Origin of the sequence: Eubacterium aggregans (genome assembly GCF_900107815.1) — a bacterium.
In the GTDB taxonomy this organism is placed as follows: domain Bacteria; phylum Bacillota; class Clostridia; order Eubacteriales; family Eubacteriaceae; genus Eubacterium_O; species Eubacterium_O aggregans.
In genome coordinates, this window is the sequence record NZ_FNRK01000015.1 from 25,111 (window position 1) to 47,111 (window position 22,001).

Sequence of the window (22,001 nt, forward strand, 5' to 3'; positions counted from 1 at the left end):
CCTCTGCATTCATTTAATCAAAAGAAAGGCAACCCATGAAACGTATAATCATAAAGAATGGACAGGTGGTCTCCCCCCGGTCCGTCGAAAAATGTGATATCCTCATTGAGGATGAAAAAATTGTAGAGGTGGCACCGGAAATCAGTGTCGATGGCGCCGAGGTGATGGATGCCAGCGGCAAGCTGGTTTTTCCGGGCTTTATCGACCCCCATACCCATCTGGATCTCACCACCGGCACCTGCCATACCGCCGATGATTTTAAAAGCGGGACCCTGGGTGCCATCGCCGGAGGGACCACCACGATTTTAGATTTTGCCACCCAGGAGCGAGGGGAAACCCTGGAAGAGGGGCTGAACCATTGGTTCGCCATGAGCGAAGGGGTGTGCAGCTGCGACTACGGCTTTCATATGGCCATTTCAGACTGGAATGACACCACAAGACGGGAGCTGGTGGACATGCGCGCCCGGGGAGTCTCCTCCTTTAAATTCTACATGGCCTACCCCTCCCTGCGCTGTGATGACCGCAGCATCTTTGAAGCTCTGGAAGCCATTGATGCCATGGGAGGCCTCAGCTGTATGCACTGCGAAAATGGCGATTTGGTGGAAGCCCTGACGGCAGAGCAGCGGGAACTGGGGCATCTCACTCCGGCCGCCCATCCCCTATCCCGCCCGGGGTTTGTGGAAGCGGAAGCCGTGGATCGGTATCTGGCCATTGCCGAGGCAGCAGGTGCCCCGGCCTATGTGGTCCACTTAAGCACCGCCCGGGGCCTAAGCCACTGCCTGGCCGCCCGAGATCGGGGCCAGCAGGTCCTCATCGAAACCTGTCCCCAGTATCTGGCCCTGGATGACAGCTGTTACACGGATGACTTCGAATCCGCTAAATACGTCTTTGCCCCTCCAGCGCGGAAGAAGGTGGACCAGGCCGCCCTGTGGCAGGCCATTACCGAGGATGTAGTGGATACGGTGGGCAGCGATCATTGCAGCTTCAATATGGTGGGGGGAAAGGATGCCGGTATGGCGGATTTCAGCCAAATTCCCAACGGGATGCCTGGCGTGGAAACCCGCCCCCTGCTCATGTACACCTTGGGGGTGGCCACTGGCCGGATGACCTCGGGGCAAATGGCGGCTCTTCTGTCCGAAAATCCCGCCCGTATCTTTGGGATGTACCCCCGAAAGGGCGTCATCGCCCCGGGAAGCGATGCGGATGTGGTTATCTGGGATCCCGAAGCCCGGGGAACCATCCATTACGCCGATCTCTACATGAACGTGGACTATAACCCCTACGAAGGCATGGCCACCGTTGGCCGGGCGGACACCGTTGTGCTCCGGGGCCAGGTGGTTGTCGAAAATGGGGTGGTCATCCAAGAGGACTGCGGGCGGTATATTCCCCGGGAAGCCTGTGTGGCTGAGCACGTTGGCAGCTAGAAATAATACAATAAAAGAGCGGTCGATTGATGACCGCTCTAAGAGCGTAGACAAAGTGCCTTAACGCGGTCAGGGAGCGGATAAAAAAGATTCACCCCGGACCCCAGGCGCTGACGAATGAAGCGAAACCGCTCATTCGTCAGTACGCAAAACCTTTGGTTTTGATAAGGTTGCAGGTGGGTTTGCTTTCTTAATGTGATAGAAATCGAAAACGCCAGCCCGCAGGGGCGCCAGGGTTCTCGTATTTTTATCAGCTCCCCTCCCTGGGTTTGTCGACAGGCTGAGCGCTCGATTGATGACCGCGCCAAGGCACTTGGTCCACGCACATTAGTAATTTTCTCAATAGAACAAATTTTTCTTGATCCATCGGCAAATCGATATCTGTGTTTATCATTTTTTCAACGCAGTCTTCTGGATTGTATTTGCCCCTTGGATAGATATAAATTCCAATGCGGTCCATTAATACATGCCGATCCCGCGTTTTAGGGTCAATGTCGAAAGCTTGCAAAGATATTAAATATTCTCTTTCGCCATTTCTTGCTGATATCCATTTCCAGTTGGATAAATCATAGGATTTTATTCTGGAATCTGAAGTGTAAGTTGTTTTCCCGGACCCTGTTAAATGTGGTGAAATTGAAATCTTGCCACTCATGGTTAAAATGTTAAACCCTTCAGACAATAACCAGTCAACGATCGCGTTCTTTTGATTTTGTCTTTCACGGATGTATAAGCGCTTGATCTCTTTAAAATCCATATTGCATCTCCATCGAATTTTTTAACCTTATCCTATCACAAATCCGTCCAAAATCCACAAGAATACATCGCAAAAATACGTTGCAACTTGCGTTGCATTATGCAACGTATTTTTTTGCGTTGCACAATAAAGGGTGAAGAAATGTCCGGGGCGGCAAAGGAATGGATGCGGATGTTAATGATTTAATCCCAGTGTCAGTGTTCGTGTGTTTTTCCTAAATCCTCAGCGATGGCCGTCAAATGCTCGATTTGGCGATAATTTAGGCTTTTAATGGTGCTTAATAAGGTGCGTTCTTCGATGGGATGATGGGAATCCATATCAAAAAACTCTTTGGGCGTAATTCCAAAGAAGTCGCAAATGTAGAAAAAAACGGCCATGGAAGGATAACTGACTCCGTTCTCGATATTGTTGATATAACCGGCACTTTGGCCAAGGGATAAACTCATATCCCGGGCAGAGACACCCTTGTCGATTCGTAGCTCAATGAGCCTCTTGATAAAGCGATCCTGATCCATTTTAAGACACCATCCTTATCAACAATTCTACTATATAAAAATAAAAATATATCTGATTTCAATAGTGATTTCCTTTGACCTATCTAAATAATTCATATATAATCAAAATAAAATATAATTAAAATAGATATTATGGAAGAGAATGGAAAAGGGGGATCGCGATGATTCCGTTCGTGTTGACGGTACTGACGATAGCTGTGATCATTTTGCTACGACAAGGATGGATGCGCAGGTCCTATCGCCAATGGATGACTTATGATAGAATAACGGGAGTATATAACCGCTTGGGGTTTTTAGAAGAGACTGCCCGGATTCTGGACAACGGTGGTGCTCAAGGGGGCTATGCTATTTTATCCTTTAATATTAAAGGCTTTAAAATAATTAATCTGCGCTTTGATGAAGAAGTCGGTGATGATGTGCTAATCCAGGTTGCCCGGGCCCTGGCAGAATCAGCGATAGATCCACTGGTGATTGGCCGGATGGAATCCGACCATTTTGTCTGTTTGGTGCGTCAGCAGGCTTTAAATTATTCTTTATTGACCAGCTTTTGTCAGCAGGCATGGGACAGTCCGGATGGTTTACTTTGCCTTAATCTACACGTTGGTGTTTATCTTGTACAGGAGGATTCCTTGAGTGTGGCACAGATGTGTGATCGGGCGAAGCTGGCTAAGGGATTTATTGAGGATGGCTACACCCAGCCCTATGCGGTTTATCGCCCTGTTATGGAGAATGGATACCTTGAAGAACAAGAGATTGTCAGTGGGATTCAAAGGGCCATTGCCCGGAAGGAAATTGTGATTTATTATCAGCCCATTGTGGATGCACGGACGGACCAATTTGTTTCTGCAGAGGCCCTGGTCCGATGGACACACCCGGAGCGAGGCCTGCTCTTTCCCGGAAGCTTTATTCCAGTCCTTGAGCGCAGTGGGTACATTACTGCTTTAGATCTTTTTGTTGCCCATGGTGTGAGTGCCTGGTTGGCAAAGCGTCAGAAACAGGGAAAGGTGCTGTTGCCGGTGTCCATTAATCTCTCCCGAATGGATTTTTATGATGATCATATATTGGATCAAATCGGTCAGATTTTGGAAAGGAGTGGTATACCATCGGGAAGCCTTGGATTGGAGATTACAGAGACGGCTCTTTCCAGCCTGACAGAGGCTAATCTGGCAAGATTGCGGGTGTTACAGCTTCGTGGCGTTTCGGTTGCCATTGATGACTTTGGTACAGAGTATGCGTCCTTTGCCACCCTCCTTGATTTTGAACAGGACATCATTAAATTAGATTTTTACTTTATACGGCGGATTGGAGAAAGCCAGAAGGCAGAAGAAATTATTGCGTCAATCATCCAAATGGCCCACAGCATCGGGGCCAAAGTGGTGGCAGAAGGGGTCGAGAAACAAGGACAGGCTGATTTTTTGCGCCAAAAAAATTGCGATTATTTGCAGGGATATCTTTATGCCAAACCGATGACCCAGGATGCTTTTGAAAAAATGTTGGACCAGAGGACTTAAAAGACGCCAAATGGAGGAAAATGATGTCACGAACAATGCGGCGCTTCAAACAAGCGCTATCCAAGCCAGAGTGTCAAGAAATTTTAAGGACAGAACCCCGGGGGGTTCTGTCGGTTATGGGAGATAATGGCTATCCCTATGGGATTCCCATGAATTTTTATTACGATAAGGCAGAAAATCGGATTTACTTCCACTGTGCCAGAACGGGCCATAAGCTGGATGCTATCAAAAACTGCAGCAAGGTCTGCTTTACCACCTGGGATAAAGGCTTTAAAGAAGGGGATGATTGGGCCTGGCATATTGGAAGTGTCATTGTTATGGGCCAGGCCACCCTGGTGGATGACCCAGCGGTTATTGAGGAAAAAGTTCGGCAGCTTGCCTTAAAATATTATCCCACCACCGAAGAGGTTGAGATGGAAATTGCCCGGGATATCCACCGGGTGGGGCTTATTGCCCTGGAAATTGAGCAGATGACAGGAAAGCGTGTGAAGGAGAAATAAGCACCTGCACCATCAGGTTAATTCATCCCGAAGGGCATCGATAATATTTTCTTTTTTTATTTTATGGGTGGCGTAGACCATGGTGGTCAGTACGATGGCAAAGACGCCGAGGGTACTGATGGCCAGACTGCCCCAGGGAAAGACAAAGGCGATTCCATCAAGCTTTTCCTGGGCCATCAGGCCCTGGTGGATCAGCCAGGCCAGCAGCCCGGAGATGGGGACACCAAACAAAAGGGTGCGCAAGCCATAAAAGAGGCATTCAAAGGCCATCATTCGGTTGAAATCCCCTTCGGACATCCCCACAGAACGAAGCATCGCCAGCTCCCGCCGCCGCAGTCGGATATTGGTGGAGATGGTATTAAACACATTGGCAATGGCAATAAGGGAGATCATAACAAGGAAAACGCCGGTAAAAACATCGACCACAAAGATTGCATTGCGAAAGAGATCCACGGTGGTGGATAAATTGACCAAGGAGTACTCCGTGGTGAGTCCGGCTTCATTAATCATGGACTGGATTTGAACCATGGACGCGGCCGGTGTTTCAGACCAGAGGGTCAGGCCATATTGGGCCGGAATGCCCAGGGTGTCAAACTGAGCCTTAAGCTGGTAGGGAACGACCATCATGAAGGTATAAACCGGCTGAGCTTTGGAGGGGGCCTGGGCCAGGGGATCCAAGGGATAGGAATCCACAAAAGTGGCACCAATGGTCTGCTGGGTACCCCCAGAGTCAGAGACCAGGGTGAAGGTCATGGTGCTCCCTGTAAAATAGGTGCGGTGCTCCTGGCTGTTGACGGCAAGGGCCAGCACCTTTGCCCCCGGGCCAGTATACTCTGAGAGGGGAAGCCCCTGGCTCTTAATAAAGTCCGTGTAAATTTCATCGGAGACGAACTGGACATCAATGGGAAGGGCCAGGGCATCTCCCGTGCTGGGGTCCCCTTCGGCAGCCCGATAGGCACTGACAAAATCGGCGGGTAAATTTGAGGTGATGCCAGGGTAGGTGGCATCGGCTTGAAGGGCACTTCGATAAACCCCGCTGGCAGTTTTAAGGGTATCGCTAATCTTTAGAAAGCGATCCTCCCCCATCTCCTCAGCGGAGAAGATAATGTCCCCGTCCATCTCCACTGTGTAGGCTTTTGCAAGCTGTTTCAGGGTGGTTCCAAAGGCACTTCCAGCCATAAAAAGAACAACGCTTAGGGTCAGTGAGAGCACCACGCTGCGATAGCGTTTTTTATTGCGCTTAAAATTTTTCAAAGCCAGGGTTCCCTCCAGGCCCAGAAGGTGCTGGGTATGGGGATTGGTTTTAACGGCCGAGTCATGGATTTTAATGGTATCGGTTTGGCGGATACAGTCCATCACCGGGATATGAGCCGCCCTTCTGGCAGGAAGATAGGCTGAAACTAAAATAGTGATGAGGCTGACGGCGGCAGCGACCCCAAGGGCCGGGAGGGATACCCACAGGGTTAAGGGGGTGCTGCTGGTGGTGATGGTACTGAAATTTTTAGCCACGACTGGAAGCAGGAGGGCAATACTGCCGATTCCTGTGAGGATTCCCAGGGGGATGCCCATCCCTCCGATGCACAACCCCTCAAAAATAACAGCGTGCTGCAGTTGTCTTTCGGTGGCGCCCACGGATAACAGGATACCGAATTGATGGGTCCGCTCATTTAAGGCGATATTAAAGGCATTATAGATCAGAAAAATAGAGCCAACCGTGATAATGGCAATGAGAATACCCCCGGTAGTATACAGCAGGGTATTGAAAAGACCATTATCGGAAAGTCCCATAAAACGGAGGACATCCTCATTAAGGTAATGGGGCGTCGTCTCCGGGAGCCCACTGAGATAGGTGTGGAGATCTCGGGGATTTTTTAAGGTGACAAAGAGGGTTGACGGGATGGCGGTGTTGGTGGAATCGGTCTGGGTAATGGCCGTGTAGCCCGGGGCAGACTGCTCTTCAAATCCAGGGCGCTCATAGGTTCCCACGATGGTATAGGCCTTTTCTTCCCGGGGGGTAAGGGTTTCCCCAACCGTATAGGGGGTGTGTTGGCTAAGGGTCTGTCCCCCGGCATTTCGGGTGCCCAGCGTGAGGGATAGAGTCTCCCCAAGGGCAAGCTTAATGCCGCCCTTAAGGGCCAGATGGGAGGGGATGAGGACCTCCGCGCTATTTTCAGGCAGGCGGCCGGAGATCAGGCTGATGGGCAAGGTCTCCCGGGCATTCTCCCCAAAGCCTGCGATAAAAAGATAGGGCTTTTCCGGGGTTTTGACATCATCGAGGGAGGCATACCCCATATCCTCAAAGGAAGCGATACTGGATACTGCCGGATCCTCGGCTTGGGCCTGGATAAAGGCAGGATCGACATTGAAGAAGGCGACCTGCCAGTCCCCGTATTTTGCCATGGAGCTCTGGACTAAAAAATGGAGAAGGGAGGTGCCAAAGGTGACCACCGCAGTGATCATGGCGGCGGATAGAATCACCCCAATAATGGTGACCAGGGTTTGGGTTCGGTTTTTTTTAAGCCCCTGGAGGGCAATGCGGTTAAAAATGGTCATGAGGGTTTCACCAGCCCTTCGTCCCGGACCACCTTGCCATCGGAGATGGTAATCACCCGATCAGCCTGGAGGGCAATGTTTTCGTCGTGGGTAACGATGATGAGGGTTTGATGGTAGCGCTTGTGGCTTTCCTTGAGAAGGCGGATGATTTCCTGTCCGTTTTGGCTGTCCAGACTCCCCGTGGGCTCATCAGCCAGCATGACCGCTGGAGCATTCATCAGGGCCCGGCCAATGGCGACCCGCTGTTGCTGACCACCGGAAAGCTGATTGGGTAAATGGTTTTTTCGGTCAGTGAGCCCCAGAAGCGTCAGTAGGTCGGCAAGGCGCTTTTCATTCACCGGCCGTTTATCCATCAGGATGGGCAGAGTGATGTTTTCCACCACGGTTAATGTTGGAATCAGGTTGTGAAATTGGTAAATCAGCCCCACCTGTCGTCTGCGGAAAATGGCCAGGGCCTCGTTATTGGCAGCGTAGACATCCTGTCCATTGAGAAGGATTTTGCCACTGGTGGGGGGATCTACCCCGGCAATGGCGTGGAGCAGGGTGGATTTTCCGGAACCCGAGGACCCGATGATAGCGGTGAATTCTCCTTTTTCAAGGGTGAGGGAAACGTGTTCCAGGGCGGTTATGGGGTTTTCCGCCGTGCCGTAGGTCTTACAAAGATTGTCGATTGATAAAAATGCCATAATTGATGGTCTCCTTTATGTGTTACCCCCATTATAACGGAGTGGACTGACATTATGGTGACTATGTGGTGAGAGATTCGTCACTTAAGGGATGGTGGGTTTGGGGAAATGGAGGATAAAGAGAGCACCGCCCTGGGGATGGTTTTTTGCAATGATCCGCCCACCCTGGCGGGTGATGATGCTGTGGCAGAGGGCCAGTCCGATCCCATAACCGGTGGGGTTTTCAGCTTCCCCCTGGTAAAAGCGGTCGAATAAATGGGGGATTTCTCCTGGTTTAAATCCGGGACCGCTGTCATGGATGGTGATGGTGGTAAATAATGGGGTATCCTCACCAGTAATGGTCAGGGTGCCGTGATCACCCGCACTGTTCATGCCATTTTTAAGAAGATTCCCCAGGGCCTCAGACAACCAGGCAGCATCTCCTAGGAGCTGGGCCCCCTGGGGAAGATGGAGTTTCAGGGTAATGTCGTGGAGTTCCATGGGAATACGGAGGGGGGTAAGGGCGGTATGGATCAGGCCTGGGAGGTCAATGGATACACTTTGAAAGGAGACGATGCCGGCATCTAACCGGGAGAGCTTAAGGAGGCTGGTAATCAGCCAATCCATTTGGGCGAAAAGGGCCTCGCTTTCTCGCAGCAGAGTCCGCCTCTGGGGCGCTTCGGGATCCTGCTTTAGAAGAGAGAGGATCAGATTAGCAGAGGTGAGCGGGGTACGGAGCTGATGGGCGATATCTGCAAGAGATTCGGCCAAATGGGCCTTTTCTTTTTTGAGCGCCATATTTTGCTCCTGGATGCGTTGGGTCATTTTGGCAATCTCGCATTTTAGGATCGATAACTCCCCCTCCTCCATTTCAGTGAGCACCAGGGCGTCATCGTAATGGAGGACCTCGTCAATCTGGTCGGCTAACGCTGCCAGGCGGCGGTATCGGGTACGGGTAAAGCATCCAAAAGCACCCCCCAGGGCGGTGGCAAAGGCCAGGATGACCAGGCCGGCCGAGGGATTAATGGCAAAGCCAGCCCCCAGGGCCCCGGCAGTGATGGCGGCGAAGACCAGGGTGAAGCGTCGAATTTCTTTATTTCGAAGCATGGCCGTTCCCCAGTCGATACCCCATGCCCCGAAGGGTGACGATAATTTGTGGCTCCCTTGGGTTATCCTCAATCTTTTCCCGGAGCCGCTTAATATAGACGGTAAGGGTATTATCGTTGACAAATTCTCCGGCGGCATCCCACACTTCGTCTAAGAGTCGGTCCCGGGTGATGATGCTGGTGGGAGCATTGATAAAGACCAGTAACAGGCGGTATTCCAGGGCTGAAAGGAAAACATCCTGGCCATCCCGCTGAACGATCCCCTTTGCGGTATCCACCTGAAGGCTGCCGATTTTAAAGGCTCCTGGGGTCTGTCCGCTTTTGCGCAGGGCTCCCTGGATCCGGGCGATGAGCTCCCGGGGGCGAAAGGGCTTCGTGATGTAGTCATCGGCACCCATGTTCAGTCCAGTCACCACACTAGCCTCATCATCTGAGGCCGTCAGAAAAATAACGGGGACATCTCCTGCGGCCTTGATGGCGGTGTAAAGGGCAAAGCCAGAGCCGTCCGGCAGAGAAATATCCACCAGGGCTAAATCAAAGGACCTTTCCTCTGTGAGTGCCACCGCCTCCCGTCGGGTGGCGGCGTGGATGACGGAAAAGCCTTCGGCACCTAGCAAAACCGTTAAATGCTTGGCAATTTCCTGATCATCTTCAACTAATAATATCCCGTTCATTCCACTTAGAATCCTTTCCTTGTTTTCAAACAAGATTTTAATCCGATTTGGCCGTGAGGCTACTGGCAATCATACCGCCGATAATAATGGCCAGACCCAGAAAGCCCGTGGGAGACGGCATGGGATCCCCCAGCCACAGGATGCCCCCCAGGAGGGTAAACACTACCTCCCCGGATTGAGTGGCTTCAATTACGGCCAGCTGGCGGTGGTTGTGCTTCACCAAATCCGTGGCTTTAAAGAAAAGCAAAGTGGCGACGATACCGGAAAACAGGGCGACGATAAAGGACTGGAATTGTTGACCGGCCGAAGGCGGCCCGGCGGCCATGACCGCGTAGCCTCCGGCCAAAAGCCAGAAGGGCATGCTGCACAGGGTCATGCCGAAAACCCGGCCCAGGGTGGTGAGGTGTTCTGCGGTACAGATGACCATCATTTTCCGGTTCCCCAGGGGATAGGCAAAGGCGGCCAGGACAATGCAGACCAGGGCCAGGAGTACGTCGGACAGACTGGTGGTGGCCAGGTGCTCCCATTGCAGGAGAAAAACCCCCAGGAGGATGATCCCTGAACAAGCCAGCTGTATCCCCGGGATGCGTTTACCGAAAAGCGGTGTCAGGAGCACCCCACAGACAATGGTGAGCTGCCAGCTGGCCGCCACAAACCAGGAGGCGCCATAGACCGATGCCAGGGTGAGGGGCAGATAAAAGAGCCCAAAGCCGACGGTGCTCCACAAAAGCCAGGACCCGGGCTTTTTTTTAACGGCCGTCCACACCGGGTACAGGCCGCCCTGTTTCCAAAGGATTAAAAAAAGAATGGGCAGGGTGTACACATAGCGCAGGACGGCACTCCACAGCCAGTATCCCCCGGCCAGGTTCATACTGCGGTTGAAGATAAAGGTAAAGGCGAAAAAGAAGGAACCCAGGATTCCATAAATGAGTGCTTTTTGAATAGTGATGTCCTCCATTTTATAAGAAAATTTTATACTATTTTATCATAAATTACCCAGGGGAGGAAAACAACCATCCCTTTTTTTAAACCGTTCGTTCTTTAAGAATTGTAAAAAGTGTCAGATTCATCTATAATAAAATCATCGATTTATATAGAAAGGAAAGCTACGATGAAAAAACGCTTACTCGCCTTATTGTTAAGTGCCGCCTTGGTACTGGGTACCCTGCCCATTTCTGCATTCGCCCAGGACGAAGGGGTGGTCGATTATGGAACGCCGGGCGTTGATTATGTGGAAGGTGAGGTCATCGCCTGCGTGAAAGGCGGTGCCGCGGCGCTGCAAACTTCAGTGCTGCGGAGGGCATCGGCCTACAGTACGGCCGATTTGCTGGCTGTCACTCCGGAATCCGAAGAAATCAGCACCTTTTCCCTGGAGGGTGGTTCGGAGAAATCCCTGGTCCTTGTCACCGGGAGTGATACCGAAGGGATCATTGCTGATTTGGAGAGCAATCCGGCAGTGGAATATGCTGAACCCAATTATATCCTCAAAATGACCGATATTGGCAGCCCCAATGATCCGGGCTATCCCTATCAATGGGGTCTTAATAATCAGCTGAATAGCCTAACCGGAGCAGATATGAAGGTGAAGGACGCATGGGCCCAGGCCCCGGCTTCTGCTGCCGGAGGTACGCCCGTGGTGGCGGTGCTGGACAGCGGCGTAGACTACCGCCATAAAGATTTGGAAGCGGTCATGTGGGACGAGGGCGAAAACTTCCCGGCGTTGACAGGCATGGGCGGTGGGAAATACGGCTACAATCCAGGGGGAACAGATACGACAGACCCCATGGATACCCTCGTTGGTCATGGCACACACTGTGCCGGCGTCATTGCCGCCCAATGGGATAATGGCCTGGGTGGAGCCGGCGTGGCGAAGGACTGTGAAATTATGGGCGTCAAAATGTTCGGCGAAACGGGCGGAGGAAACCTGTTGTCCGCCATTAAGGGCTATGCCTATATCCAGGCCGCCAAAGAAGCTGGGGTAAATGTGGTAGCCATTAACAATTCCTGGGGACCATCTTCCTACAATGGGACACAGATGCATTCGATTTCCACAGCCTCAGATTCCATTGGTCGGCTGGGGGTTGTTTCCTGTTTCGCCGCCGGCAATGAGGGAACGGATAATGATTTAAATGTCTCCGGTCTTGTGGACAGTCCCTATGTTTTAAACGTGGGCGCCATGGACAGCGAGGGCTATCCGACCTATTTCACCTGTTATGGCAAGCGCTCGGTGGATGTCTTTTCTCCAGGGGCGCAGATTCTGTCCGCCACCTCCACGGATACCACGGTGCCCATGGATAACCACGAGATGCCCGTCCAATATCTGCCGTGGATTCAGGCGCCTGGAGACAGTGTTTTTTATGAGAATTTTGAGGGTGGGTCTCCTTCTGTCCGTTTGCAGCTCTACAACCAGGCAGGTCGCTTAGTTGATACTGCGGCACAGGCGGCGGCATCTCCGGGTTATCTCAGCGATACGGGAAGTCAGATTAATCTATCGGCCATCCCCGATGGTGAGACCTTCTCCATCCAGCTTAGCTTTGACAAGGACAAGCTTTCAGCAATAACCGGAACGGAGGACCTCTATCTGGCCTTCCAGGGCAGTATGGGAAGCGCTTGTTACGGCAAGGGTCTGATCCTTCAGGCAAAAGGGACTGATGGAAGCTGGCAGTCCATGGACTCAAGCCAGGTTTACCAGGGGCAATCCATGCCCTTGCGGTTGAGATTTACCGATCACAATTGGAATGTTTCCACGGGAAAGGTGAAGGCGCCCCTGGACCTGCTGAGTTCTTTAGAGGGAAATGAAATCGTCCTGCGCCTGTCTGGGACCATGACGGGAAATATCGGTGATACGGTCTTCCGTTTAGATGATTTTGGCATTGGTACAAAGCCCTCGGATTATTATTACGCAGATGGCACCTCCATGGCCACTCCGATGATTACCGGCTTGGCGGCGCTGCTCAGCACAACGTATACCACGGCTGGCGGGACCATGGGGGAAAATGCCCTGGAAATGATTGCCCGGATTAAAGGCGGGGTGGACCGCAGCACCGCAAAAGCCACTGGGCTGACCGAAAAATCCGTTTCCGGCGGTTACGCAGATGCAGAAAAGGCCTTTACCGATCCGGTACCGGTGTTGAACGATCTGGTGGTATCCGGCAGCACGGCTGTCATTACAGGCTATTTCTTCGGTGCCGGTGTAGGCACCGTTGCCATCGGGGGCGAATCCGCTCCGGTGACAGCCTGGGGAGACCGGGAAATCACGGTCACCCTTCCAGATGGCATAAGCGGGATGCCCGAGGTGACCATTACCCGCAGCGATGGGGAGTGGGGCCGGAATTTCTTCACCCTTGAGCCGGATTACCGTGGATATTCAGATCTCGCGGTACCGGATATACGCTATGGTCAAGTCCAGGGGAATGACCTGACCTCAGCGGACGGCATCCCTGTTGCCATGGCGGGGGCCGGCCATACCCTTCTGTATCTGGGGATGATGGCGGAAACCAATACTCATTATATGGAGGCTTATGATATCCAGACCGGCACTTGGCGTTCCGTCCCGCTGCCCTCCCAGGGTATTGTGGGGTATGGGATGCGCTTCCTTTACCAGCTGGCGGGTGGAAAAAGCAAGATTTACATGCTGTACAGTGAAACAGAGGGCCAGACCAGCACCGTCAAAATTGGGACCTTTGATCCGGAAAGGGATACCTGGAGCAGTGTAAAAGCAGATTTGAACGGAACCGAGGCCCTGGCGGTTTATGGTAATCAATTATTGGTCATCGGCGGGGATGTTCAAAAAGACGATGCCTTTGAAGCGCTGACAACGGTGCGGATTGTAGATCCCACCACTGGTCAGGTGATCGGAAACCTGCCCGAGCTGCCGGAAGGGCGCAGCGGTTCAGTGGCCTATACATCTGGTAATACCCTGATCGTTGCTGGGGGCTATTCCAGTGTGATCAATAAATTAATGGGTAAGGCATCGACAGCCTACGGGAACACCATGGTGTTCGATGGATCAACATGGACGAAGAACGACGATAATTATTTCGATGCCAGTGCCAGTAATCCCAATTATGATTTACAACAGACCCTGGATTTTGCCGCTGGTGCTGTCGATCATGGGTTGATTCTAACGGGTCCGGTGAAAAACCTTGGGAAAAGTACGCTGAGTACATTTGCAGCGGAAGGTATGATGGACACCTGGCACCTTGATACCCAAACATCCTCCTGGAGCGGGGATTCCGCACTGTTGTACAGCAGCCAAAAAACAACGAAGAATGTTGGGGCTTCTTTAAATGGTCAGTTTTATGCCCTGGGCTATCGGGATGGGCTGTCAGACAATCTGGTTTTCCGTGCGACACCGGTGGCGTATACGCCGCCGACGGGAAATCCTGGGGAACAAAAACCATCGCCCACTCCCGACCCTACCGTCGAACCTCAGACCACTACCTCTGTAACGGCGGCCAATAGCAATACCGGCCTTAGCGAAACCGGCCAGGTAGGGGTTGCCATTGCTTTGCTCGCCGCATTGACGGCAGTCATTATTGCAGGCGTATATATGGGTAAGAAAAAGTTGGGTTATAAAGAATAAAGACCAGCCGGCTAAAAGAAGGGAAATGAACAAAGAGGAGGCCGAGCCACCTCTCAGTGTGTCGACAAACCCAGGTCAGAGTGATGATAAAAATACGAGAACCCCGGCGCCCCTGCGGGCTGGAGCTTTCGGCTGCCATCAACTTAAGAAAGCAAATCCGCCTTAAATCTTATCAAAACTGAAAGTTTTGCGCATTGACGAATGGGCGGTTTCCCTTTGTTCGTCAGCGCCTGGGGTCCGGGGTGAATCTTTTTTATCCTCTCTCTGACCGTGCTACACCACTTTATTGAAGCTTTGAATCGCTGATTCCTTCACCAGGATTCAGCGATTTTTTTAGTAGGGTGTTTAGAGGACGATGGCATCCAGGACCGTGATTAAGGCATGCCGTACTGCGGTGCGCATCCTCCGGCTCACGGGCAGCTGGGTCCCATCAATCAGGGTGAGGGTATCGGCGGTCAGGCTGCTTACTGCAGCCGCTGAAACCGCATAACTGCGGTGGATGCGGATGAAGCTGTCAGGAAGCTGAGCGAGGAGTTCGGTTATCCCATGGGGAATAATGAGATGATTCCCCTCCAGATGGAGGTCAGTCATCTTGCCCTGGGCCTCCAGATAGAGGATATCTGTTGGCGGGACAAGGTGGAGCGACTGATCATTACCCTGGAGCAACAAAGGTGCGATGGTGCTACCCGCCAGGGTTTCTTCTAAAACGGACAGTAAATAGTCGAAGCTGTAGTGTCCAGCGTAAACCGGGTATTTTTGATCCTCCGATGGGATGGTGATGGGGTTGGACATATGAAAATGGACAAGCTCCAGGCTACGGTGGTCCGGGGTAACCCGCCAAAGATAGGAGAGTCGCTGGTTGTCCATGAAAAGCTGATTGGTGTTAAGACCAGTTCGCCCCAAGTAATGGCCGGTTACGAGACAAAAATGGGATGAAATCGGGACGGCGTTGTAATGTACGTTGAAAATATCAACCTTGGGCAGTTCCAGAAACAGGCGATCCATGTGGGCCAGAAGCGCCTCGGGTGTATTAAAATATTCCAGTTCATGGGCGCCAATACAGGAAAAATCGGAAGCAAGAACCTTCGTCATGCGGGTGCGGCTGCCTGTCCACAGTTCATCGATGATTTCCTGGGTCCAGCTTCGGGCCAGGTTAATCAATGCTCGTTTCACAAGAACCTCCTTCAGCCAATACGGTCTGCAGGGATTGGATGCTTTGCCAATCGAGGGTCAGCTGGGAGCCATTTGTTAGAATAACGGTATCCTCCTCAAAGGTATCGATAAAGAAGCGGTTGATGGCGATACTGCGTCCCAGGGGGAAAAAGTAAGGGGGCAAAGCACTAAGAATGCGTCGAAAAGGACGATTAAGCTCCAGAAGAGCGGATTTGGCGTGAACCTGGGTATGGCCATCCTTCCATCGAATCCAAAGGATATCCATCGGGTGGAGAAAAACAACCTGCCCGTCAATGGTTTTTAGGGCCAGTCGCTGGGGAAGTGCTTTGGCTTTACACTGGGCCAGGTAGGATTTGAGAATATTAAAATTGGCCCGGCCAATGGTAGCAGGAAAAAACTCCTCTTCTGTGGCCAGGCCAAGGGCCCTGGAAAGCGCGCCGTGCATCAATTGGGGTCTTGGGGTTTCCTGGAGCCAGACAAAGCTTGCCCGATAGGGCTGATCCGGATTTTTGTCAGAGGGATGGAGGGCCCGAAGACAAAAGTTATAGGACACCAGAAAAACCTCGCCATAATCCCGGGAGACGGCAGCCTGAAAATAAAGTTCTCCCAGCTGTCGTGCATCCCGGGTTGCGGTGATGGACTGGCGCATGGCAGAGAGGCCCCGGGCGAAGGCCGGTTCCTCCGGCCCGATCCAGGAACAGTCCTCATGGGCATAGCGAAATAAGGTCTGACTGTCGCCGTGAAAGTAGTCCTGAAGGATTTCCTCGGTATAGCGCTGGATTGCCTCTTTTTTTGCCATGGTTTTCCCCCTGGTTTTATAGAATTACAGGGTCTTCCCCAACCGTGCCAGCATGGTCTTTTTAACCGCCCGAAGCACATTTTCATAGCCAGTACACCGACAGAGATGTCCCGAGAGGAGTTTACGCAGCTGATCATCGGTGTATTCGATGCCGCTATCTAAAATCTCCAGGGAGGTGAGTAAAAAGCCGGGGGTACAGAAGCCGCATTGGACGGCGGCCTCATCGATAAAGGCCTGCTGGATATCGGTTAGCTCACCATTGGGGCCAAGGAGACCCTCCACGGTGGTAATCCGCTTGCCATCGGCCCAGATGGCCAGATAGATACAGGAATTATAAGTGACCCCGTCGATGAGGACGGTACAGGCACCGCATTCCCCCACCTCACAGCCTTTTTTGACACCAGTCATCCGAAAATCATTGCGAAGGAGGTCCGTCAGGGAAGCCCGGACGTCCACCATGGTATCGACCTCCCGGTTATTCAGGGTAAAGTGGATGTGTTTGTATTGCTTATTCATAAAGGATTCCTCCTGCCCGTGTAATGGCCTTTTTCAGGCCGCGCTCTGCCATGACCTCTCCGATGTGGCAGCGGAAGGCCTTGCTGGCCCGCCAGCTGTCCCGGGGATTGATGTCCTCAAGGACGGCCTGGCCAAAGGCTTCAGCCAGGGCCGCCGTGGGACGCTGTCCCCGGACCAGGGCCTCGGCGGTGGGCACCCGCATTGGAATCGGTCCGGCAACGCCGTAGGCGATGCGGACATCCTCCAGGGTGGTCTTATCCGCCGATAGACGCACATTGACGGAGCAGCCCGTGGTGGCGATGTCCATAGCTCCACGCATGGCGTACTTGGTGTAGTGGCCATAGTAGCCGGTATAGGCCGCTTTGGGGATGATGATGGCGGTTTGGATTTCTCCGGGGTGCAGGTCTACCTTCCCAGCGGATAGGTAAAAATCGGCAATGGGGAGGATGCGGACACCCTCCGGCCCGGTGAGCTCGACCTGGGCATCCCAGGCAAAAAGGGTGGAGGCAGAATCCGCGGAGGTAACCCCATTACAGGTGTTGCCGCCGATGGTCCCGATGTTTCGGATCTGGGGCCCACCGATTTGGTCCACGGCCTCACCCAGTACGGGAATGATTTCATTGATTAAGGGGTCATGGGTGATTTTAGTAAAGCAGGTTAAGGACCCAATGCGCAGGTTTTCTTCGGCGTCCAGGGAGACACCCCGAAGGGCATCAATCCCCTGGATGCTCACCAGAGTGGCACCAGCCCGGCGGCCCTCCCGGATTTGGACCAGGACGTCAGACCCACCGGCGATGATTTCCGCCTCAGGATGGGCGGTGAGCAGCGCTGTGGCTTCCTCCACGCTGGCTGCTTCATATAATGCTTTAATATCGTACATATTATTTTACCTCGTGATTGTAGAATCCAGCGGTATCGAAGGCTTCAAACAGGGTTTGGGGGCGGAGGGGAATCTGGTTGATCCCGACCCCGGTGGCCTGGCGCACGGCGTTACGAATGGCCGAAGCTACCGGACATACCGGGGGTTCCCCCAGGGATTTGGTCCCAAAGGCACTGGTGGGCTCTGGGTTTTCCACAAACTTAGCCACCAGGGTGGGATGATCCACAAAGGTAGACAGCTTGTAATCCAGGAAATTGCCGTTTAAAAGCTTGCCGGATTTTTCGTTATACAGCATGGTTTCGGACAGGGCATAGCCAATCCCCATGCTCATACCGCCGTGGACCTGGGCCTCGGCCAGGGCCGGATTAATGAGGGAGCCACAATCGTGGACATTGACCAGGTTTAAAAGCTTGATCTTGCACAGATTGGTATCTACCTCCACCTCGGCAAAGGAGCAGCCAAAGGAATAGGCGTTGGATTTAATCTGATAGGTGGACTCGGAGGTAATGTGCTCGCTGTGCTCTAAGCTGTAGAGCACCTCGGTGGACAGTTCCCCCAGGGTCATGAGGACTTCACCGTCGGGCTTTCTGATAATATTGCCATCCACCAGATCCAGGTTGAAGGCAGGCATCCGGGTCAGGCGCTGGGCGTTTTCTAAAATCCGTTCCTTCATGGCCAGGGCGGTTTGACGCACAGCAAAGCCGCCGGCATAGGTCTGGCGGGAGGCGTAGGCCCCGGTCCCAAAGGGTGTGATGTCTGTATCCTGGGTGGAGATCATATGGACCATGTCAAAGGGAACGCCCAGGGTCTCTGCGGTCATTTGGGCAAAGGTGGTATCCGCACCCTGGCCGATTTCTGTTTCAGCCAGCTGGACCTGTACCGAGCCATCCTGATTTAACACCATGCGGCAGGAGGAGGATTCCAGGGAAATGGGCCAGACTCCGGTGTTGTACCAGAAGACCGACATTCCGATGCCCCGGCGAATATCACCGGTTTGGTCCGCATACTCCTTTAGTTTTTCATTGTAATGGATGGTTTCCATCCCCAGGTTAATACATTCATTAAAGGAGTCGGTGTACAGCTTGTTCTTGGAGAAGCCGTCGGTATAGCCCACGGGCATCAGATTTTTCCGTCTGAAGGCAATGGGATCCATGCCCATGGCCGCGGCTACATCCTCGGTATGGCTTTCAACTGCGAAGGCGTACTGGGGCATCCCATAGCCCCGCATGGCCCCGGCTACTGTTCGGTTGGTAAAGACGGTATAGGCATCACACTGGACATTGTCACAGGGATACAGCTGGGGGAAAGCCCCCATAGCCTTGGCGGCAATGCTGTGGCCGTGGGAGGCATAGGCTCCCTGGTTGGAGAAAATTTCGCATTTTCGGGCGGCAAAGGTGCCATCGGGCCGGACGTGGGAAATAATGTGGAACCGCAGGGAATGGCGAACCCGGGTATTGGCAAAGGTTTCCTCTCTTGTGGATTCCAGTTTTACTAAGCGGCCACCGACCTGGGTGGTCAGGAAGGCACACAGCGGCTCGTACAGCGCATCCTGCTTATTGCCGAAGCCACCACCGATGTAGGGCTTGACAATGCGGATTTTCCCCCAGGGCATTCCCAGGGCCTGGCCCACCACCCGGCGGACGATATGGGGAATCTGGGTGGATGAAACCACCGTAATGCGATCCCCCTCCTCATAGGCGTAGCAAACAGGGGGCTCGATATGGCAATGCTGGACCGTCGGGGTGTCGTACCAGCCCTCTACAACGGTCAGTCCGGGCTCTTTGGTGGCGGCATCGTAATCCCCGATTTCCCGATTGGTGTGGGCAAGGATATTGCCCGGGTAGTTGTCGTGAATCTGGGGGGCATCCGGGGCCATGGCCTCCTGGACATCCATTACCACAGGGTATTCCTCATAGGTAACCTTTAGGGCGTTGACGGCCTGGGTTGCAGCAACCTCATCCTCAGCGATGACGGCAGCCACATCGTCCCCGTAGTAGCAGACCCGGTCAGTAAGAACCAGCCGGTCCGCCACATCCTGATGGTTCGGGTCTGTGGACCAGGGGTGACCTGCCGTTGGAAAATAGTGCTTTTCCTTTAAATCAAAGCAGGTCACAATCTTAACCACTCCGGGGATTTTTTGGGCCTGGGTGGTATCAATGGCCGTCACCCGGCCATTACCGATGGTGGCATGGCAGATCTTGGCAATCAAGGCACCGGCATCGCAGATATCATCTGTATATCTGGCCCGTCCGGTGACCTTATCCCCAGCATCTACCCGAGGGAGTTTTTTTCCGATAATCATGGTTTGTTCCTCGTTCGATTAAAGTAGTAGTGTTTAACATCCCTCTCCAAGGATGGAAATGATTTCTTTGCCCGTGGTTAAATGATAAAATATTATACCACAGGACAGAGGGTAACAATATTTAAAAAACTACCGCTAAGAGGACACGAGCTACGGCCAGGACATACCGTGGCCATAGCTTATAGTCAACTATTACGGTAGTTGGTAGAAACACCCGACCAGATTACGGGTATATATAAGCAAGATAATTCGATATTCAGTTATTGGGCCTATTAACTAGTCTTGATCCATCAGGGCTTTTTTAGCCAGATCAAAATCTTCTGCATCCTTGATGGGGAACAGGATATTGGCTAGGATACCAACAATACAGGTGGCAGCAACAGAGTCGCCGAAGATGAAGCGCAGGACTGCGGGCAGCTGTGCCACGGCTTCGGGGTTGCTAGCTAAGCCTAAACCCAGGGCAAAGGTGATACCGAGGACTAAGATATTCCGTTCGCTGAAGCCTGCTTTGGCGATCATTTTGATCCCGTTGAGCATGATCATGGCAAAGACGGAGATAACCGCACCACCGAGCACGGGTGCCGGAATGGTTGCGAAGACGGCGCCGAGTTTCGGAAGGAAGCCGCAGATCATCAGGATGAAGGCTCCGGTAGCAATACAGAAGCGGTTAACGACCTTCGTCATGGAGACGATACCGGCATTTTGCCCAAAGGCAGTATTCGGCAGGGCGTTAAACATTGCTGCAACAGAGGAACCCAGGGCATCTGCCAGAATGGCACCAGCCGTTTCTTTTTCAGTCGCTTCACGGTCAAAGGCTGCAATGGTAATCCCCGAGGTATTCCCGATGGTTTCCAGGCCAGAGACGATGTACAGGGCCGCAAAACCAAGGATAGCAGAGGGCTCGAAGGTCATATTGAACTGGAAGGGCAACGGAATACTAAACCAGGCTGCGCTGGTCACGGCAGCTAAATCCACCATACCCAGTGCAAAGGCCACAATATAGCCAATCACCAGACCAAAGAGGATGGATGAATTGGCGACGATACCCTTACCAAAGCGTTGGAGTAGGATAATGACGATAAAGACGAAGAAGGCCACCGCCAGGTTCTGGACCGAACCAAAGGTTGGAGAACCCACACCGCCGGCAAAGTAATTGGCACCGACCTTGAGCAGGTTCACCCCGATGGTGATCAGGGTACTCCCAACAACCAGTGGGGGGAAGAAGCGACGGATGTATTTATAGAAGAAGCCCATAAATACTTCGGTCAAACTCCCCACAAGGCTACCGCCGAGGACAGCCCCCAGGCCGCCTGTGGCTGCGATGGTTGTAGCCGTAGGTACAAAGGCAAAGGATGTTCCCATGACGATGGGCAAGCGAGAACCAATCTGGAACTTGCCAATCTTAATGGGATATAATTGGACGAAGGTCGTTAGGCCGGAGACAAACATCGCACATTGCATCATCAAGACCGTATCGGCACCGGAAAGCGAGCAGGCGCCAGCGATGATCAGGATGGGGGCCAGGTTTGATGTAAACATGGCCAGGATATGCTGCATACCCAGCGGAACGGCAGTGCGCAGCCGTGGCCGGCCATCCAACTCGTAAATCAATCGTTGATCTTCTTTTTTACGATCAACATTTTTGTTATCAGAATTCATATTTCCTCCATTTAATGAACGTGAATGCCAAGCACCCACATGATGTATCCTCTGATGTTCCCAAATGCGGTTAGCATAATTGTGATAAAACCCCTAATTTGTTTTGATCGTCAAGGCCTTCCCCCTTTCTTTGGTGCCTTTGTCGTTAAAAAAATAACGATGCAAGCCGAAAATTCCCATCGTATTGGCAGTGCACCCGGAAAAAAACAAAAAAATGCGAGAAAATGGATGCCCTTCAACGAATGGACGCGACGATATGACATTGAGTATAATAGAAAATTATTCTCAATTAATAAAAATATATTATTATAAACTTTAAACATTTGCAACTTGTTTTTTAAAATTAAGAAAGAGAAGATTAAGAAAAGAGGGGTGGCTGTTTGCC

The 22,001-nt window shown here is 52.3% G+C and carries 17 protein-coding genes and 1 riboswitch; of the genes, 4 read left to right on the forward strand and 13 right to left on the reverse strand.

What is annotated here, in order from left to right:
* The first annotated feature begins 35 nt into the window (after nucleotides 1-35).
* On the forward strand, nucleotides 36-1,424 hold the full coding sequence (gene hydA / locus BLW33_RS09360) for a dihydropyrimidinase (RefSeq protein ID WP_090308019.1): 1,389 nt from the start codon (nucleotides 36-38) through the stop codon (nucleotides 1,422-1,424).
* A gap of 250 nt (nucleotides 1,425-1,674) precedes the next feature.
* On the opposite strand, the gene BLW33_RS09365 is transcribed toward hydA, so the two are convergent.
* Both BLW33_RS09365 and BLW33_RS09370 read right to left on the reverse strand, forming a co-directional pair.
* Nucleotides 1,675-2,178, reverse strand: a complete 504-nt coding sequence (locus BLW33_RS09365) for a hypothetical protein (protein ID WP_090308022.1) — start codon at nucleotides 2,176-2,178, stop codon at nucleotides 1,675-1,677.
* A gap of 194 nt (nucleotides 2,179-2,372) precedes the next feature.
* A complete protein-coding gene (locus tag BLW33_RS09370) occupies nucleotides 2,373-2,693 on the reverse strand; it encodes a helix-turn-helix domain-containing protein (protein ID WP_090247028.1) in 321 nt (106 codons plus the stop codon).
* Nucleotides 2,694-2,854: 161 nt separating this feature from the next.
* On the opposite strand from BLW33_RS09370, the gene BLW33_RS09375 reads away from it, so the two are divergent.
* Together BLW33_RS09375 and BLW33_RS09380 are read left to right on the forward strand one after the other, a co-directional pair.
* Nucleotides 2,855-4,204: a putative bifunctional diguanylate cyclase/phosphodiesterase gene (locus BLW33_RS09375; protein ID WP_090308024.1), complete on the forward strand. Its 1,350-nt coding sequence runs from the start codon at nucleotides 2,855-2,857 to the stop codon at nucleotides 4,202-4,204.
* Nucleotides 4,205-4,224: 20 nt separating this feature from the next.
* The gene (locus BLW33_RS09380) at nucleotides 4,225-4,704 is read left to right on the forward strand and encodes a pyridoxamine 5'-phosphate oxidase family protein (RefSeq protein WP_242911644.1); all 480 of its coding nucleotides are present in this window, start codon (nucleotides 4,225-4,227) and stop codon (nucleotides 4,702-4,704) included.
* Nucleotides 4,705-4,716: 12 nt separating this feature from the next.
* Here the strand turns inward: BLW33_RS09380 and BLW33_RS09385 are convergent, their stop codons facing one another.
* From BLW33_RS09385 to BLW33_RS09405, 5 genes are all read right to left on the reverse strand, one after another.
* Nucleotides 4,717-7,257 (reverse strand): ABC transporter permease, encoded by a 2,541-nt coding sequence (locus BLW33_RS09385; RefSeq protein ID WP_090308030.1) that lies wholly within the window; start codon nucleotides 7,255-7,257, stop codon nucleotides 4,717-4,719.
* Nucleotides 7,254-7,943 (reverse strand): ABC transporter ATP-binding protein, encoded by a 690-nt coding sequence (locus BLW33_RS09390; protein ID WP_090308033.1) that lies wholly within the window; start codon nucleotides 7,941-7,943, stop codon nucleotides 7,254-7,256. Before BLW33_RS09390 ends, BLW33_RS09385 begins: the two co-directional genes overlap by 4 nt.
* An 84-nt stretch (nucleotides 7,944-8,027) precedes the next feature.
* On the reverse strand, nucleotides 8,028-9,029 hold the full coding sequence (locus tag BLW33_RS09395; RefSeq protein WP_090308035.1) for a sensor histidine kinase: 1,002 nt from the start codon (nucleotides 9,027-9,029) through the stop codon (nucleotides 8,028-8,030).
* Complete coding sequence (locus tag BLW33_RS09400; protein ID WP_090308037.1) at nucleotides 9,016-9,702, reverse strand: response regulator transcription factor; 687 nt, start codon at nucleotides 9,700-9,702, stop codon at nucleotides 9,016-9,018. The genes BLW33_RS09395 and BLW33_RS09400 overlap by 14 nt, the downstream gene beginning before the upstream one ends.
* A gap of 37 nt (nucleotides 9,703-9,739) precedes the next feature.
* Entirely contained in the window at nucleotides 9,740-10,660 is a 921-nt protein-coding gene (locus tag BLW33_RS09405) for a DMT family transporter (protein WP_341456155.1), read from the reverse strand.
* Between the two features lie 153 nt (nucleotides 10,661-10,813).
* Between BLW33_RS09405 and BLW33_RS09410 the strand changes: the two genes are divergently transcribed.
* Entirely contained in the window at nucleotides 10,814-14,287 is a 3,474-nt protein-coding gene (locus BLW33_RS09410; protein WP_090308040.1) for a S8 family serine peptidase, read from the forward strand.
* Nucleotides 14,288-14,632: 345 nt separating this feature from the next.
* On the opposite strand, the gene BLW33_RS09415 is transcribed toward BLW33_RS09410, so the two are convergent.
* From BLW33_RS09415 to BLW33_RS09440, 6 genes are all read right to left on the reverse strand, one after another.
* On the reverse strand, nucleotides 14,633-15,460 hold the full coding sequence (locus tag BLW33_RS09415; protein ID WP_090308042.1) for a LytR/AlgR family response regulator transcription factor: 828 nt from the start codon (nucleotides 15,458-15,460) through the stop codon (nucleotides 14,633-14,635).
* Nucleotides 15,441-16,259: a LytTR family DNA-binding domain-containing protein gene (locus BLW33_RS09420; protein ID WP_090308045.1), complete on the reverse strand. Its 819-nt coding sequence runs from the start codon at nucleotides 16,257-16,259 to the stop codon at nucleotides 15,441-15,443. Before BLW33_RS09420 ends, BLW33_RS09415 begins: the two co-directional genes overlap by 20 nt.
* Before the next feature lie 24 nt (nucleotides 16,260-16,283).
* Nucleotides 16,284-16,775: a xanthine dehydrogenase subunit XdhC gene (gene xdhC, locus BLW33_RS09425; protein ID WP_090308048.1), complete on the reverse strand. Its 492-nt coding sequence runs from the start codon at nucleotides 16,773-16,775 to the stop codon at nucleotides 16,284-16,286.
* Nucleotides 16,768-17,655, reverse strand: a complete 888-nt coding sequence (gene xdhB, locus BLW33_RS09430; RefSeq protein WP_090308051.1) for a xanthine dehydrogenase subunit XdhB — start codon at nucleotides 17,653-17,655, stop codon at nucleotides 16,768-16,770. The genes xdhC and xdhB overlap by 8 nt, the downstream gene beginning before the upstream one ends.
* A 1-nt stretch (nucleotide 17,656) precedes the next feature.
* Nucleotides 17,657-19,957, reverse strand: a complete 2,301-nt coding sequence (xdhA, locus tag BLW33_RS09435) for a xanthine dehydrogenase subunit XdhA (RefSeq protein ID WP_090308054.1) — start codon at nucleotides 19,955-19,957, stop codon at nucleotides 17,657-17,659.
* A 162-nt stretch (nucleotides 19,958-20,119) separates the two neighbouring features.
* A riboswitch (purine riboswitch) is annotated at nucleotides 20,120-20,216 on the reverse strand.
* Nucleotides 20,217-20,233: 17 nt separating this feature from the next.
* On the reverse strand, nucleotides 20,234-21,616 hold the full coding sequence (locus BLW33_RS09440) for a uracil-xanthine permease family protein (RefSeq protein WP_090247009.1): 1,383 nt from the start codon (nucleotides 21,614-21,616) through the stop codon (nucleotides 20,234-20,236).
* Nucleotides 21,617-22,001: the final 385 nt, after the last annotated feature.

Bases quoted from the DNA above. Each gene is read 5' to 3' on its own strand.
- BLW33_RS09395 (WP_090308035.1), bottom strand. From the start codon at position 9,029: ATGCTTCGAAATAAAGAAATTCGACGCTTCACCCTGGTCTTCGCCGCC.
- BLW33_RS09420 (WP_090308045.1), bottom strand. From the start codon at position 16,259: ATGGCAAAAAAAGAGGCAATCCAGCGCTATACCGAGGAAATCCTTCAG.
- BLW33_RS09370 (WP_090247028.1), bottom strand. From the start codon at position 2,693: ATGGATCAGGATCGCTTTATCAAGAGGCTCATTGAGCTACGAATCGAC.
- BLW33_RS09365 (WP_090308022.1), bottom strand. From the start codon at position 2,178: ATGGATTTTAAAGAGATCAAGCGCTTATACATCCGTGAAAGACAAAAT.
- xdhC (WP_090308048.1), bottom strand. From the start codon at position 16,775: ATGAATAAGCAATACAAACACATCCACTTTACCCTGAATAACCGGGAG.
- BLW33_RS09385 (WP_090308030.1), bottom strand. From the start codon at position 7,257: ATGACCATTTTTAACCGCATTGCCCTCCAGGGGCTTAAAAAAAACCGA.
- BLW33_RS09390 (WP_090308033.1), bottom strand. From the start codon at position 7,943: ATGGCATTTTTATCAATCGACAATCTTTGTAAGACCTACGGCACGGCG.
- xdhA (WP_090308054.1), bottom strand. From the start codon at position 19,957: ATGATTATCGGAAAAAAACTCCCTCGGGTAGATGCTGGGGATAAGGTC.
- BLW33_RS09410 (WP_090308040.1), top strand. From the start codon at position 10,814: ATGAAAAAACGCTTACTCGCCTTATTGTTAAGTGCCGCCTTGGTACTG.
- BLW33_RS09380 (WP_242911644.1), top strand. From the start codon at position 4,225: ATGATGTCACGAACAATGCGGCGCTTCAAACAAGCGCTATCCAAGCCA.
- hydA (WP_090308019.1), top strand. From the start codon at position 36: ATGAAACGTATAATCATAAAGAATGGACAGGTGGTCTCCCCCCGGTCC.
- BLW33_RS09405 (WP_341456155.1), bottom strand. From the start codon at position 10,660: ATGGAGGACATCACTATTCAAAAAGCACTCATTTATGGAATCCTGGGT.
- BLW33_RS09440 (WP_090247009.1), bottom strand. From the start codon at position 21,616: ATGAATTCTGATAACAAAAATGTTGATCGTAAAAAAGAAGATCAACGA.
- BLW33_RS09375 (WP_090308024.1), top strand. From the start codon at position 2,855: ATGATTCCGTTCGTGTTGACGGTACTGACGATAGCTGTGATCATTTTG.
- BLW33_RS09400 (WP_090308037.1), bottom strand. From the start codon at position 9,702: ATGAACGGGATATTATTAGTTGAAGATGATCAGGAAATTGCCAAGCAT.
- xdhB (WP_090308051.1), bottom strand. From the start codon at position 17,655: ATGTACGATATTAAAGCATTATATGAAGCAGCCAGCGTGGAGGAAGCC.